Below are 14,392 nucleotides of genomic sequence, written 5' to 3' on the forward strand. Positions count from 1 at the left end.
CAGACGGAAGGAAACGGACACCATGGCCGCCACGGACGCGGACGTCATCGTCGTCGGAGCCGGTCTCGCCGGCCTGGTCGCGGCGCACGAACTCACCAGCCGGGGCAGGCGTGTCGCCCTGGTCGACCAGGAGAACGCCGCCAATCTCGGCGGCCAGGCGTTCTGGTCCTTCGGCGGGCTCTTCCTCGTCGACTCGCCCGAGCAGCGGCGCCTCGGCATCAAGGACTCCTTCGACCTCGCGTGGAACGACTGGCGCGGCAGCGCGCAGTTCGACCGTCTCGACGACGAGGACTCCTGGGCCGTGCGCTGGGCCCGCGCCTACGTCGAGTTCGCGGCCGGCGAGAAGCGCTCCTGGCTGCGGGGGCACGGCATCGAGCTGCTGCCCACCGTCGGCTGGGCCGAGCGCGGCGACCTGCGGGCGGACGGGCACGGCAACTCCGTGCCCCGCTTCCACATCGCCTGGGGCACCGGCACCGGCGTGGTCGAGCCCTTCGTCCGCTACGCCCGCCAGGCCGCCCGCGACGGGCTGCTGACCTTCCACCACCGGCACCGGGTGGACGAACTGGTCGTCGAGGACGGCGCGGCACGCGGCGTGCGCGGCACCGTCCTCGCCGAGGACCACGCGCCGCGCGGCGTGGCCTCCAACCGCGACCGCGTCGGCGAGTTCGAACTCACCGCCCAGGCCGTCATCGTCACCACCGGCGGCATCGGCGCCGACCACGACATCGTCCGCCGCTACTGGCCCGAGCGGCTGGGCACGCCCCCCGCCGAGATGGTCACCGGCGTCCCCGCCTACGTCGACGGCCGCATGCTCGACATCAGCGCCGAGGCGGGCGTGCGCCTGGTCAACCGGGACCGGATGTGGCACTACACGGAGGGCCTGCAGAACTGGGACCCCGTCTGGCCGGGCCACGGCATCCGCATCCTGCCCGGCCCGTCCTCCATCTGGCTCGACGCCCTCGGCCGCCGGCTGCCCGACCCCTGCCTGCCCGGCTACGACACCCTCGGCACCCTCCGGTACCTGCGCACCACCGAGGACATCGCCGGCCACGACCACTCCTGGTTCATCCTCACCCGGAAGATCATCGAGAAGGAGTTCGCGCTCTCCGGCTCCGAGCAGAACCCCGACATCACCGCCAAGGACCGCAAGGCCGTGCTGCGCGACCGGCTGCTCGGCAAGGGCGCCCCCGCACCGGTGCGGGCGTTCCTCGACAAGGGCGCGGACTTCGTCACCGCGGGCACCCTCGAGCAGCTCGTCGAGAAGATGAACGGCCTCACGGACAAGCCGCTGCTGGACGCGGCCGAGGTGCGCCGCCAGATCGAGGCCCGCGACCTCCAGATGGCCAATCCGTACAGCAAGGACTCCCAGGTCCAGGGCATCCGCAACGCCCGCCGCTACATCGGCGACCGGCTCGGCCGGGTGGCCGGACCGCACCGCATCCTCGACCCCGAGGCGGGCCCCCTGATCGGCGTCCGGATGCACGTGCTGACCCGCAAGACCCTCGGCGGCATCCAGACCGACCTGGACTCGCGCGCCCTGGGCACCGACGGCGAGCCCCTCACCGGCCTGTACGCGGCCGGCGAGGTGGCCGGCTTCGGCGGGGGAGGCGTGCACGGCTACAACGCCCTGGAGGGCACCTTCCTCGGCGGCTGCCTCTTCTCCGGCCGCGCGGCGGGCCGGGCGGCGGCACGGCAGACCGGCTGAGCCCCGGCGCGTCCCGTGGGCGCGTCGGCGGGACGCGCCCGCACCGGGGAAGGGCGCTCAGCGCCCCAGCAGCTCCGCCAGCACCGAGGCATGGCTCTGCTCCGGCGTTTTCGACGCCGTGAGCAGCGTCACCGGCCCCTTGCGGGCCGACTCCCTGAGGCCGTCGAGGAGTTCGGCGGCCTCCGGGCCGTCGAGCTCCGCCTCGTAGCGGCCGCGGAAGTCCTCGAACGAGCCCTCGCCGGAGTGGAACCAGCGGCGCAGCTCCGTGGACGGGGTGATGTCTTTCGGCCACTCGTCGATCCGTGCCGCCTCCTTGGCGAGACCGCGCGGCCACAGCCGGTCCACCAGCACCCGCAGACCGTCACCGGACTCGGGCGGATCGTAGATCCGGCGCACGCGGACACTCACGTTCGGCCTCACCTTCGGGTCGCGGACGGCTCCGTGAGCGTACGTCGGCCGGCCGCCCGCCGCGGGCGCCGACGCGGTGTGACTTGACCAGATCGAGGGGGAAACGGGACGCCATCCGCGCCTAGTCTGTCGGTGAAACGATCATTCACCACCCCCCAGGAGGAGCGCCCGTGACGCCACCGCACAGACAGGCCCCAGGACGACGTACCGCGGTTCTGCGCCGCGAGGCGGTGCTCGCCACCGTCCCCTTCGCCGTGGCCGCGATGCTCGCCGCCGCCGGCCCGGCCGCGGCCGGCACCATCGGCGCGTCCGGAGCGGGCGACCCCTACTTCCCGCTCAGCGGCAACGGCGGCTACCACGTCAAGCACTACGACCTGACGCTCCGTTACGACACGACCGGCCGGCACCTGGACGGCAAGGCCGTCCTCACCGCGCGCGCCACGCAGCGGCTCACCAGCTTCGACCTCGACCTCAAGGGCCTGAAGGTCACCCGCGTCACCGTGGACGGCACCGCCGCCGGCTTCCGCCGCAGCGGCCAGGAACTCGTCGTCACCCCGCGCCACGCGCTGCGCAAGGACCGGGAGTTCCACGTCACCGTCAGCTACTCCGGCACGCCCAAGCCGGTCAGCGACCCGGACGGCTCCGCGGACGGCTGGATCCCCACCGACGACGGCGCCTTCGTCGCCGGCGAGCCGCAGGGCGCGATGACCTGGTTCCCGGCGAACAACCACCCCAAGGACAAGTCGTCGTACGACTTCACGATCACGGTCCCCAAGGGGCGCACCGCCGTCGCCAACGGTGTCCTGCGCGGGGTGCGCACCGCGAACGGGCGCACCACCTTCCGCTGGCACCAGGCCGAGCCGATGGCCGCCTACCTGGCCACCGCCACCGTCGGCAAGTTCAAGACCGAGCAGTACACCACCAGTGACGGCATCCAGGTGTACAACGCCGTCGACTCCCGTGAGGCGCACGCGGCGGCGCCCGTGCTCAAGAAGCTGCCCTCCGTGCTGAAGTGGGAGAGCAAGCTGTTCGGCCCGTACCCGTTCCGTGCCGCCGGCTCGATCGTCGACCACGCGCCGGACGTCGGCTACGCCCTGGAGACCCAGAGCCGGCCCCTGTACGACTCGGCGCCCGACGTGAGCACCCTCGTCCACGAGAGCGCCCACCAGTGGTTCGGCGACTCGGTGTCGCTGACCGCCTGGAAGGACATCTGGCTCAACGAGGGCTTCGCCACGTACGCCGAGTGGCTCTACAGCGAGCAGCACGGCGGGGACAGCGCCCAGAAGGCATTCGACGCGCTCTACGCCCGCCCGGCGGGCAACGAGCTGTGGGCCTTCCCGCCGGGCGACCCCGGCAGCGGCAAGAACATCTTCGACACGCCGGTCTACGCCCGGGGCGCGATGACCCTGCACGAGCTGCGCAAGGCCGTCGGCGACCACGACTTCTTCCGCATCCTGCGCGCCTGGGCCACCGAGCACCGGGGCGGACACGGCACCACGGCCCAGTTCGTGAAGCTCTCCGAGCGGATCTCCGGCAAGGACCTGAGCGGCCTCTTCCACACCTGGCTCTACGCGCAGGGCAAGCCGTCCAAGGCCTGAACCTGACAAGTTCCACACATGTGTCGGCCATCGTCGACCCGTGATCCAACGCAGAACCGCCGTCGGCCTCGGCCTCGGTCTCCTCGGTTCCCCGCTGCTGCTCACCGGCTGCGGCGGCGGAGCCGAGGCGACCGAGCGCCGGGCCGGCGTCCCCCGCCCGGCACCGACGGCCACCGCCCCCGGCGCCCGCCCCCCGGAGATCCGGGCGGAGGCGGCACCGCGCGGCCTCTCGGGCCTCGGCCCCCGGACGACCGCCGCGCTACCCGACCGCTGCCGGCAGGCCGTCGTCGTCACCGGACGCGGCAGGAACTCCCCGCGCTGCACCGTCGTCGTGCACGAGCGCACCGCCACCGGCTGGCAGGCCGGTCCCGCGTGGCCGGCCCACAACGCTCTGCGCGGCTGGAGCGCCCACCACATGGCCGGGGACCTGCGCTCCCCGCTCGGCGTCTACACCCTCAGCGACGCCGGCGGTCTGCTGCCCGACCCCGGCAGCAGGCTCCCGTACCACCGCTCAACCGGGTTCACCACGCGCGGCACCGGCTTCCGGGGCGAGCCGCTGGCCGGGGCCTTCGACTATGTCGTCGCCATCGACTACAACCGGGCGCGGGGCACCTCGCCGCTGGACTGGACCCGGCCGCTCGGGCCCGGACGGGGCGGCGGTGTCTGGCTGCACGTCGACCACGGCGGCCCCACCCACGGCTGCGTCAGCGTCGCCCGGCCGCACATGCGGGAACTCCTGCGCACCCTCGATCCCCACCGGCACCCGGTCGTCGTCATGGGGTACGCCGACTGGCTCGCCCGCTGAGCCGCCTAGGATCCGAACTCGTGTGCGCACATGTGCTGGTCGCCGAGGACGACGAGAAGCAGGCCGAACTGATCCGCCGCTCCCTGCTGGCCGAGGGACACACCGCCACGGTGGTGCACGACGGAGCAGCCGCGCTCGACGCGGTCCGCCGGCTCAGGCCCGACCTGCTGGTGCTGGACCTGATGCTCCCGGTGATCGACGGCTTCGGCGTGTGCCGGGTGCTGCGCGCCGACGCCGAGGACCCGGACCTCCCCGTCGTGATGCTCACCGCCCGGTCGGCCGAGGACGACGTGCTGCTCGGCCTGGAACTGGGCGCCGACGACTACATGACCAAGCCGTACAGCCCGCGGGAGCTGATGGCCAGGATCCGCACCGTCCTCAGACGCGGCGGGCGGGGCGCGAGCGCCCGCGAGGACGACCCGGTCGTCCGCGCCGGCGGCATCACCGTCCACCCGGTGCGGCACGAGGTGCGCTGCGACGGCACGCCGGTGGAGTGCACCCCGGCCGAGTTCCAGATCCTGCTGGCCATGGCGGCCGAACCGGACCGGGTGTTCTCCCGGCGGCAACTGCTGCAGTGCACCCGCGGCTTCGACCGATCCTCCACCGAACGGGCCGTCGACGTGCACATCATGAACCTGCGCCGGAAGATCGAGGCCGACCCGCGGCGGCCGGTCCGCCTGGTGACGGTGTTCGGTGTCGGCTACAAGCTCAGCGGCGGCCGGCCGTGAGACGCGGGACGGCGGCCGCGCGCCGGACACCGCTGCGCCAACGGCTGCTCGTGCGGCTGCTGTCCGTCTCCGCCCTCATCGCCGTCTGCTCGGTCGCGGCCACCGCCTGGCTCGCCGTCACGACCACCACCAGCGCCCTGAAGGAGGAACAGGGCCAGGACCTCGCGGCCGACAACAGCATCCTGGCCCGGCTCAGCGGCTACGCCGCCACCCACACCGACTGGACGGACGTGCGCCACACCGTCCGCGACCTCGCCGCGAGCACCGGCCGCCGGATAGCCCTGACCACCGCCGACCGCACCGTCGTCGCCGACTCCGCGCCCCGCGGCACCCCGCTGCCGCCGCGCCCCGCCGCCACCGTCGACCCGCTGCGCACCGACACCTGGACCGAGACCGGCGCCCAGCTCAGCGGCATCGACCCGCGCGCGGTCGGACCGTACCGGGTCACGGCCGCCGAGCGGGCGAAACTGGACACGCTGGCCGCCGAACGCAGGCGTTGCTACGAGCGCTTCGGGGTCGAGTCCACCGTGGAGCGGACCCCCAGCGGGCGCCCCGTGCTCAGCGGCCCCGAGGGCACCGACACCTCCTACGCCGCCGAACAGTGCGCGGACGGCCGGCTGAACACCCCCACGCCGACGGAACGCAGGGCCCTGGACGAACTCTCCGAGCTGACCCGGCCCTGCCTGCGGCACGCGGGCCTGGACATCGAGGGACCCGTGTTCCTCACCGTCGACCCCGGCGGCCGCGACCCCGTGGGCGGCGGCTTCCCGCTGTACAAGTACGCCCGGGCCGGCACCCGGCTCGGCCAGGCCGCCCAGGGCTGTGTGCAGAGCGCCCGCCGCACCCAGCTGGAGCCCTATGTCGCCCCGGTGGCCGAGCTGTTCCTCGGCATCGGCGACCAGAACCCGTCCCGGTTCGACATGTCACCGGCCAACAAGGCCAAGGTGGTCGGCGCGGCCGGACTGGTGCTCGCCGTCACCGTCGCCGTCACCGCCCTGGTCGCCCTCCGGCTCTCCCGTCCGCTGCGCGCCCTCACCGAGGCCGCGCAGCAGCCGCCCGAACTGCACGTCCGGGTGCCCGTGGCCACCCGGGACGAGATCGGCATTCTCGCGGAGGCGTTCAACGACCTGACCGAGCGCCGGGAACGCCTGGAGGCCCAGCGCAAGGCCATGGTCAGCGACATCGCCCACGAACTGCGCAGCCCGCTCACCAACATCCGCGGCTGGCTCGAGGTGGTCCGCGACGGCGTCGTCGACCCGGACCCGGAGCTGCTCGCCTCCCTGCACGAGGAGGCACTGGTGCTCCAGCGGATCATCGACGACCTCCAGGACCTCGCCGCCGCCGACGCGGGCACCCTGCGCGTGCACCGCGAGCCGCTGCGCGCCGCCGACCTGCTCGACCAGGTCGCGGCCGCCCACCGGGTGGCCGCCCGCACCGCGGGGGTCGCCCTGCGCGCCGACGCCGACGGCACCGCCTGGCTGGACGCCGACCCGGTCCGGATGCGCCAGGCCCTCGGCAACCTGGTCTCCAACGCGCTGCGGCACACCCCCGCCGACGGCACGGTCACGCTGGCCGCCCGCCGGGACGCCGAGGAGGTTGTCCTCACCGTCGCCGACACCGGCAGCGGCATCGCCCCCGACGACCTGCCGCACGTGTTCGACCGGTTCTGGCGCGCCGAGAAGTCCCGCAGCCGCCGTACCGGCGGCAGCGGACTCGGACTGCCCATCGTCCGGCACCTCGTCGCCGCCCACGGCGGCACCGCCCGGGCCACGAGCGAACCCGGCACAGGCACCGTCTTCACCCTGCGGCTGCCCGCGGCCGTACCGCCCGGCGACGCCCCCTGAGAGCGCAACCGCCCGTGCGTGCGCCTGGGCCCACCTGCCGCACGACAAGGGCCCCGGCCCGTCTCCCCGGATCCCTCAGGACCAGGAGACGGGCCGGGGCCCCGACGGCGAGCCGCTCGCCCGCGTCAGCCCGAGCGTGGCCGGGAGCGGGCGCGGCGCCGCAGGGCGCGCCGCTCCGTCTCCGTAGTACCGCCCCAGATGCCGATGCTCTGTCCCGTGTCCAGCGCCCAGTCGAGACACTGCTCACGGACCGGGCAGTGCCCGCAGACCTTCTTCGCCTGCTGGGCCTGCACCTGAGCGGGGCCGGTGGTGCCGATCGGGAAGAACAGGTCGGGGTCCTCCTGACGGCACGCGGCATGGTCGCGCCAGTTCTGCATGGAAGTCTCCTGCTGTCGTGTCGTGCGCCCTGTCGAATGCGTGCTTCGGGTTCGGGTGACCGCTCGGAGCCGCATGAAACAGCGGAACCGGCAGGGATCGGACGACGGCGACCGCGCCCCGGTCACTGCTCGCGCAGACCCCACGGGGAGTCGTACGCGGTCAGCAGGTCGAGGAACGGACGCGCGGGGAAGGCCTCGGGGCCGAGGACGCCCGTGCCCGACCAGGCACCGGTGGCGAGGAGTTCGAGGGCGACGACCGGATTGACCGCCGTCTGCCACACCACCGCCTGACAACCGTACTCCGCCATGGACCACTCGTTGTCGACCACGTGGTACAGGTACACCTCGCGCGGCGTCCCGTCCTTGGTGCCGCGCACCCAGGTGCCCGCGCACGTCTTGCCGCGCATCCGGTCGCCCAGCGTCGCCGGGTCGGGCAGGCACGCCGCGACCACGTCCCGCGGCGAGACCGCCACCGGTCCGTCCGGGCCCGGCACCGTCACCGGTGACGTGCGGTCAAGTCCCAGCCGGTGCAGGGTCTTCAGGGTTTCGATGAACTCCGCGCCCAGGCCGTACTTGAAGGTGACGCGCCGCGCGCCGACCCAGCGGGGCACCAGCAGAACCTCCTCGTGCTCCACGTTCACGCACTCCACCGGCCCGATGCCCGCGGGGAAGTCGAACACCTCGGGCTCGCTGAACGGTTCGGTGGTGAACCAGCCGCGCTCCTCCTCGTAGACGACCGGCGGGTTCAGGCACTCCTCGATGGTGGTCCAGATGCTGAAGGACGGCGCGAAGTCGTAGCCGTCGACGGTGAGGTTCGCGCCGTCGCGGATGCCGATCTCGTCGATGGTGTCGAAGAGCTCGTCGGCCGCGTAGCGGGCGAAGACGTCCGAGAGGCCGGGCTCCACGCCCATGCCGACCAGGGCGAGCGCCCCCTCCTTCTCCCACTCGGCGGCCAGCGCGAACTGCTCGTCGCCGAGCATGACCCCGCACTTCTCGTAGGGGTGCTCGGGATGCGGCCGGGACAGCGACATCGCCATGTCGACATAGCCGGCGCCGGCCGCCCGGGCCGCGCGGAACAGCGGCATCACGAACCGCGGGTCGGTGGCGTTCAGCAGCACGTCGCAGCCGTACCGGGCGAGCAGCCGGGCCACCCCGGCCTCGTCGCCCGCGTCCACGCGCTCGGCGCGGAACCGGTCCGAGGCGTCGCCGAGCGCCGCGACCGCCGCCTCGGCGCGGGCGGGGTCGTAGTCGGCCACCACCATCAGGTCCAGGAACGGGCGGCGGGCCGCGATCCGGGTGATGGCGGTACCCACACCGCCGGCTCCCACGAGCAGTACACGCATGACGGAATCTCCCTGCATGTCACGGTACGAACGAAACGGGTCGGGCGCGTCCTGGCCCGTATGCAACGCCCCGGCCGGGTGTAAGGTCAATGGCGTTGGCATAAGGTTCGGGGCACGAGGACGCAGGAGGACCGGGAGGACCCGCCGTGCCCAAGCCCGTGGTACCCGAGGAGAACCGCCGCCGGCGCCGTCCGACACGCGGCGGGACCGTGCTGTCGGAGCCGCTGATCGTCGAGACGGCGCTGCGCCTGCTGCGCGAGCACGGCAGCGCGGGTCTCACCGCTCGCCGTCTGGGCCTCGCGCTGGACTGCGACCCGAGCACCCTGTACCGGTACTTCCGGGGCATGGACGACCTCACCCTGGCCATCGGCGACGCGCTGATCGGGCAGGCGCTGGACGGCTGGCGGCCCACGGGGCGGTGGCGGGCCGACCTGCGCGCGATCGGGCTGCGCATCCACGCCGCGTACGTCGCGCACCCGCAGGCGGCGCTGCTGACCGCGAACCGGGTCACCGGGCGGGCCCATGAGCTGGCGGCGGACGAGGCGGTCCTGGACGTGCTGCGCACGGGCGGGTTCTCCCTGCCGGAGACCGTCGCCGTCTACCACGCCTTCATCGACCAGACGCTGGCGTTCGCCGCTCTCGACGCCGCCTCACTGGCCCTGCCGAGCGCCTCCCAGCGGGCCGACGAGGACAAGTGGCACTCGACCTACGCCCGCCTGCCCCGCACCACCCACCCCCGCATCGCCGAGGCGGCACCCCTGCTGGCCAGGCGCATGGTGACCAGCGCCTATCCCACGGCACTCGACATGCTGCTGGAGAGCGCGGAACGCCGCCTCGCGGACGCGGGCGACCGCGGCTGAGCAGGCCGGTTCAGGGGCGCAGGGTCTCCGCCGCCGTCGCCGCCACCGCGTCGGCCAGTGTCGCGAGGGCGGAGGAGTCGAGCTTCCACTGCTGCCAGTACAGCGTGACGTCCATCCACTCGCCGGGCGCCAGCAGGACGAGGCGTCCGTCGCGCAGCAGAGGGCCGGCCTGGGCCTCGGGGACCATGGCCCAGCCGAGCCCCGCGGCGACCGCGGTGACGAAGCCCTCCGAGGTCGGTACGGAGTGGCGCAGCGGTCCGGCGCCGGTGCCGCCCAGCCGGCGCACGAAGCCGTCCTGGAAGTCGTCCTTGCGGTCGTAGACGATCACGGGAGCCGCCCGCAGCACGTCCGGCAGGGGGCCGTCGAGGTGGCGCCCGGCGAACTCCGGCGAGGCCACCGGCAGATAGCGCATCCGGCCGAGGGCGCGGACCGAGCAGCCAGGCACCGGGTCGGGGGAGGACATCACCGCCGCCATCACCCGGCCCTCGCGCAGCAGTTCCACCGTGTGGTCCTCGTCCTCCCGGTGCAGCTCGAAGCAGATTCCGCGCAGGCGGGTCAGCGCCCCGAAGAACCAGGTCGCCAGCGAGTCCGCGTTCACCGCCACCGACACCCGGGTCGGCTCCCCGGTGCCGCTCAGCCCCAGCTCGCCGCGCGCGTCCCGCTCAAGACGGGCCAGCTGCCGGGCGAACCGCACCAGCACCGCGCCCGACTCGGTGGGGCGCACCGGCTTGGTGCGCTGGAGCAGCACCCGGCCGGTGCGCTGCTCCAGCGCCTTGACCCGCTGGCTGACCGCCGACGGCGTCACGTGGAGGGCCGCGGCCGCCGCGTCGAAGGTGCCCTCGTCGACCACGGCCAGCAGCGTGCGCACCTGGTCCAGGGGAAGCTCCGCCATCACGAGAGCTAAGGATACGTAAGAATCTTTAGCTGTACCTGCGGCGGCGGTCTCCCTACCGTCGAGGACATGGACCACGCCCTGACCGCAGCGGCCGCCGGATTCGGCGCCGGCCTCTCCCTCATCGTCGCCATCGGCGCCCAGAACGCCTTCGTCCTGCGCCAGGGGGTGCGCCGCGACGCCGTCCTCGCCGTGGTCGGCATCTGCGCCCTGTCCGACGCGCTGCTCATCTCGCTCGGCGTCGGCGGGGTCGGCGCGGTGGTGGTGGCGTGGCCGGGCGCGGTACGGGCCGTGGGACTGGTGGGCGGCGCGTTCCTGCTCTGTTACGGCGTGCTCGCCGCCCGCCGGGTCGCCCGCCCCGGCACCGGCCTGCGCGCGGCCGCCGGGGGGACGGCGCCGGGCTCGCGCCGACGGGCGGTGCTGACGTGCCTGGCCATGACCTGGCTGAACCCGCACGTGTACCTGGACACCGTGTTCCTGCTGGGTTCGCTCGCCGCCGACCGCGGCCCGCTGCGCTGGACCTTCGGACTCGGCGCCGCGCTCGCCAGCCTGTGCTGGTTCGCCGCGCTCGGCTTCGGCGCCCGCCTCCTCGGCCGCGTGCTCGCCGGTCCCACCGCCTGGCGCGTCCTGGACGGACTGGTCGCCCTGACCATGCTGGGCCTCGGCCTCGCGCTGATCACCGGGGCCTGAGACCCCCGTGCGGTCGATCCGGCCACCGCCGCACCTCGGTCCGGTAACCGGTTCCATCGGCCCAGCGGGGTGCTGGGATAGTGGGGCCCGAGATCGAAAGATGTATCGAGCAACCTCTGTCGAGCGACCAGGAACCCCGTGGACACGAGCGAGAGCAGCAGTACCGAACCCGCAACCGGCCTCCCGGCCGATCCGGCGCCGGCCACGCCCCGGCGCGGCTGGCGCCGCTGGGCCATGGACACCCGGCCCCTGCGCATCCCGGCCTACCGGCGGCTGTGGTCTTCGACCGTCGTCACCGCCGTGGGCAGCCAGCTGACCGCCGTCGCCGTGCCCAAGCAGATCTACGACATCACCCACTCCTCGGCCTGGGTGGGTTACGCCAGCCTCGCCGGCCTGGTGCCCATGGTGGTGTTCGCGCTGTGGGGCGGAGCCGTCGCCGACACGGTGGACCGGCGCAAGCTGCTGCTGGTCACCAACACCGGTATCGCCCTGACCTCGGTGCTGTTCTGGGCGCAGGCCGCGACCGGCCTGGACTCCGTCGTCGTGCTCATGGTGCTGCTCGCCCTCCAGCAGGCGTTCTTCGGCCTGAACTCCCCGGCCCGCAGCGCCTCCATCGCGCGGCTCGTGCCGGCCGAGGAACTGCCCGCGGCCAACGCCCTGGGCTCGACCGTCATGCAGACCGGGCTGGTCGCGGGGCCGCTGCTGGCCGGTGTCCTGATCCCCGTCATCGGGCTGCCCGAGCTGTACCTGATCGACGCGCTGGCCCTGTGCGTGACCGTGTGGGCGGTGTTCCGGCTGCCCGCCCTGCCGCCGCTCGGCGAGGGGCCGGCCCGCCGGGCCGGGGTGCGGGAGATAGCCGCCGGGTTCCGGTACATCGCCGGGCGCAAGGTGCTGCTGCTGTCGTTCCTCGCCGACATCGTCGCCATGGTCTTCGGCATGCCCCGCGCCCTGTTCCCGCAGCTCGCCGCCCAGACGTACGCCCCCTGGGGCGAGGGGCTGGCGCTCGGTGTGCTCTTCGCCGGGATCCCGGTCGGCGCGGTGCTCGGCGGGCTGTTCTCCGGTGTCTTCTCCCGGGCGCGGCGGCACGGCTGGATGGTGGTCTGGTCGGTCGTCGGCTGGGGCGCGGCCATCGCCGGGTTCGGGCTGAGCGGCAACCTGTGGCTGGCCGTGGCCTTCCTCGCCGCCGCCGGAGTCGCCGACATGATCTCCATGGTGTTCCGCGGCGCGATCCTGCTCTCCGCGGCGACCGACGAGATGCGCGGCCGGATGCAGGGGGTGTTCACGGTGGTCGTCGCGGGCGGCCCGCGCCTGGCCGACGTGCTGCACGGCACGGCCGGGGCGGTGTTCGGCCCGCGGGCCGCGGTGGCGGGCGGCGGTGCGCTGGTGGTGGTGCTGATGCTGGCCCTGGCCGCCGCGATCCCGGCCCTGCGCCGCTACCGGATCTGACCGCCCCCAGGATGCTTTCCGTGACGCCTTCCGTGCCCGGCCCGCGGGCCGGAGGGCGCCCCTACAGCGGGCCGCTGCGCCTGCGGATCGCGTACTGGTCCATCAGCTTGCCGCGGGTCGCCTCCAGCCGGTGGGCGAGGATCTCGGCCACCGTGCGCACCAGCGACAGCCCGAGCAGCGGGTCCTCCACGCTCAGCGCCAGCACCGAGGGCCCGTCGAACTCGTAGGCCCGTACGTTGCTGAAGGCCACCGCGCCGAAGTCCCACTGGTAGGGCGGGAACAGCCAGGACCAGCCGAGCATGTCGCCCGCGCCCAGGGTGGCCACGGTGACCCGCTGCCGTGAGGTGACCTGCTGGTCCAGGTGGACCGCCCCCGACCGGATCACCCAGAAGCGGTCGGCGGTGCCGCCCGGCTCGAAGATCCGGGTGTCCTCCGGGAAGGACACCTCCTTGGCGAGCTCCATCAACCGCTCGCGCTGGGCCTGTGGCAGAGCGGTCAGCAGTTTTATCGCTTTGGTCATGGCGCGGGACTCCTCGCCGGCAGCGGTTCGGGTGGTTTCCCCAAGCCCATTTCAGCCGCTGCCGCCGTCCCGGGCACCTCGTGGGGATCGGGTGCGCGCCGGAGAACCGGCCGCGGACAGTAAAAAGCCCTGGCTGGACGGGGGAGGCCAGCCAGGGCCGTACAGGGTGGAGAGGGAGGACGGTCGCGGTCAGACTCCGTCACCACGTATGTATGAACGATAAACCATCTCTGCGGAATTCACCCAATCGAGTGCCGGTCAGGTGACCCGTTTCACTCCGGGCCCCGTCGCGGACGCTTCGCCCGGATCGGCTCCGCCCGGATCGACGATCTCCTCCAGCGCCCGCTGTACCGCCTCGAAGGCCAGCGCCCGCACCGCCGCCTCCCGCGCCCCGTCCGGATCGGTCGCCGTCAGGCTCCGCGCCCGCTCCTGCCAGGCCCGCTCCTCCTCGGCCGCCCGGTCCCGGCCCCGCCGGATGCGCCGCAACAACTCGTCCGCGTCCACCACATGGGTCATGCGGTCCGGGTACCCGCTCCGCGTCCGGTGATGGCAGCGACACCGACGGTGTTTGAAGGCGCCCGAAGGGGTCAGCCGGAGAACAGAGACACCGGAACCACCGGCACCGTCCAGGGAGGGAAGGATGCGTGAGACGTACGGGACCCATGCCTCGGCCGGTCTGAGGGAGGTCCGCCGGACGCTGCCGTGCCGGCCGGCCGACGCCCGCAGAACCGTACGGCAGGCGGTCGCCGAACGCTGCGGCGCACGCGCCGTCCCGTGCGACGACACCGCCCTCGAGGACGCCCTGCTGGTCACCTCGGAACTGACCACCAACGCGATCCTGCACGGCGGCGGGATCACCGGCTTCGACGTCGACGTCGACCCCGGCACCGTGAGCGTCACCGTCTGCGACCGCAGCGACGACGTCCCGGTGGTCCACGACCCCGTGGACGAATGCGGACGATCCCGGCTCGGCGGCCGTGGCTGGCCCATAGTGTGCCGGCTGGCCCGGGACGTCAGCGTGGCCGGCCTGCCGTGCGGCGGCAAGCGGATCACGGCCGTGGTACCACTGGGCTGAGGCCGGTACCCGAAGTTCCGTATCGCGGCGTTTGCCGCTACGGCGGGCGGGCAGACGGACTCTCGTGCTTCGGACCGGAGGCGCGCGCCCAGCGGGACGAC

Annotated in this window: 15 protein-coding genes; 9 read left to right on the forward strand and 6 right to left on the reverse strand. The window is 73.5% G+C overall.

The annotated features are described in order from the left end of the window. Positions 1–22 precede the first annotated feature (22 nt). Positions 23–1,705, forward strand: a complete 1,683-nt coding sequence (locus PV343_RS09710; RefSeq protein WP_319146422.1) for an FAD-binding dehydrogenase — start codon at positions 23–25, stop codon at positions 1,703–1,705. Positions 1,706–1,762: 57 nt separating this feature from the next. Here the strand turns inward: PV343_RS09710 and PV343_RS09715 are convergent, their stop codons facing one another. Further along, positions 1,763–2,113 (reverse strand): DUF488 domain-containing protein, encoded by a 351-nt coding sequence (locus PV343_RS09715; protein ID WP_319146423.1) that lies wholly within the window; start codon positions 2,111–2,113, stop codon positions 1,763–1,765. A gap of 170 nt (positions 2,114–2,283) precedes the next feature. Here PV343_RS09715 and PV343_RS09720 point away from each other — a divergent pair, with 170 nt between their 5' ends. Genes PV343_RS09720 through PV343_RS09735 form a run of 4 tightly spaced genes read left to right on the forward strand, consistent with a single transcriptional unit; the run spans position 2,284 to position 7,088 of the window. Next, positions 2,284–3,711, forward strand: coding sequence for a M1 family metallopeptidase (locus tag PV343_RS09720; RefSeq protein WP_319146424.1), 1,428 nt, complete (start codon positions 2,284–2,286; stop codon positions 3,709–3,711). A 40-nt stretch (positions 3,712–3,751) separates the two neighbouring features. Beyond that, positions 3,752–4,516, forward strand: coding sequence for a L,D-transpeptidase family protein (locus PV343_RS09725; protein WP_319146425.1), 765 nt, complete (start codon positions 3,752–3,754; stop codon positions 4,514–4,516). A 20-nt stretch (positions 4,517–4,536) separates the two neighbouring features. Further along, the gene (locus PV343_RS09730; protein WP_319146426.1) at positions 4,537–5,244 is read left to right on the forward strand and encodes a response regulator transcription factor; all 708 of its coding nucleotides are present in this window, start codon (positions 4,537–4,539) and stop codon (positions 5,242–5,244) included. After that, on the forward strand, positions 5,241–7,088 hold the full coding sequence (locus PV343_RS09735; protein ID WP_319146427.1) for a sensor histidine kinase: 1,848 nt from the start codon (positions 5,241–5,243) through the stop codon (positions 7,086–7,088). The genes PV343_RS09730 and PV343_RS09735 overlap by 4 nt, the downstream gene beginning before the upstream one ends. Positions 7,089–7,213: 125 nt before the next feature. Here the strand turns inward: PV343_RS09735 and PV343_RS09740 are convergent, their stop codons facing one another. Together PV343_RS09740 and PV343_RS09745 are read right to left on the reverse strand one after the other, a co-directional pair. Next, the gene (locus PV343_RS09740; protein WP_319146428.1) at positions 7,214–7,465 is read right to left on the reverse strand and encodes a WhiB family transcriptional regulator; all 252 of its coding nucleotides are present in this window, start codon (positions 7,463–7,465) and stop codon (positions 7,214–7,216) included. A 122-nt stretch (positions 7,466–7,587) separates the two neighbouring features. Further along, complete coding sequence (locus PV343_RS09745; protein WP_319146429.1) at positions 7,588–8,808, reverse strand: saccharopine dehydrogenase family protein; 1,221 nt, start codon at positions 8,806–8,808, stop codon at positions 7,588–7,590. A 146-nt stretch (positions 8,809–8,954) separates the two neighbouring features. On the opposite strand from PV343_RS09745, the gene PV343_RS09750 reads away from it, so the two are divergent. Further along, entirely contained in the window at positions 8,955–9,668 is a 714-nt protein-coding gene (locus tag PV343_RS09750) for a TetR/AcrR family transcriptional regulator (RefSeq protein WP_319146430.1), read from the forward strand. A 10-nt stretch (positions 9,669–9,678) separates the two neighbouring features. Here the strand turns inward: PV343_RS09750 and PV343_RS09755 are convergent, their stop codons facing one another. Continuing rightward, positions 9,679–10,563, reverse strand: a complete 885-nt coding sequence (locus tag PV343_RS09755) for a LysR family transcriptional regulator ArgP (RefSeq protein WP_319146431.1) — start codon at positions 10,561–10,563, stop codon at positions 9,679–9,681. A gap of 66 nt (positions 10,564–10,629) precedes the next feature. Here PV343_RS09755 and PV343_RS09760 point away from each other — a divergent pair, with 66 nt between their 5' ends. Beyond that, positions 10,630–11,250: a LysE/ArgO family amino acid transporter gene (locus PV343_RS09760; RefSeq protein ID WP_319146432.1), complete on the forward strand. Its 621-nt coding sequence runs from the start codon at positions 10,630–10,632 to the stop codon at positions 11,248–11,250. A 138-nt stretch (positions 11,251–11,388) separates the two neighbouring features. After that, on the forward strand, positions 11,389–12,696 hold the full coding sequence (locus PV343_RS09765) for an MFS transporter (RefSeq protein WP_319146433.1): 1,308 nt from the start codon (positions 11,389–11,391) through the stop codon (positions 12,694–12,696). 61 nt (positions 12,697–12,757) lie between these two features. Here the strand turns inward: PV343_RS09765 and PV343_RS09770 are convergent, their stop codons facing one another. Together PV343_RS09770 and PV343_RS09775 are read right to left on the reverse strand one after the other, a co-directional pair. Beyond that, the gene (locus PV343_RS09770; protein WP_319146434.1) at positions 12,758–13,216 is read right to left on the reverse strand and encodes a cyclic nucleotide-binding domain-containing protein; all 459 of its coding nucleotides are present in this window, start codon (positions 13,214–13,216) and stop codon (positions 12,758–12,760) included. Positions 13,217–13,474: 258 nt separating this feature from the next. Next, a complete protein-coding gene (locus tag PV343_RS09775; protein WP_319146435.1) occupies positions 13,475–13,732 on the reverse strand; it encodes a hypothetical protein in 258 nt (85 codons plus the stop codon). Positions 13,733–13,856: 124 nt separating this feature from the next. On the opposite strand from PV343_RS09775, the gene PV343_RS09780 reads away from it, so the two are divergent. After that, positions 13,857–14,291 (forward strand): ATP-binding protein, encoded by a 435-nt coding sequence (locus tag PV343_RS09780; protein WP_319146436.1) that lies wholly within the window; start codon positions 13,857–13,859, stop codon positions 14,289–14,291. The last annotated feature ends 101 nt before the right edge of the window (positions 14,292–14,392 follow it).

Origin of the sequence: Streptomyces sp. WI03-4A, from assembly GCF_033792105.1 — a bacterium.
Taxonomy (GTDB): domain Bacteria; phylum Actinomycetota; class Actinomycetes; order Streptomycetales; family Streptomycetaceae; genus Streptomyces; species Streptomyces collinus_A.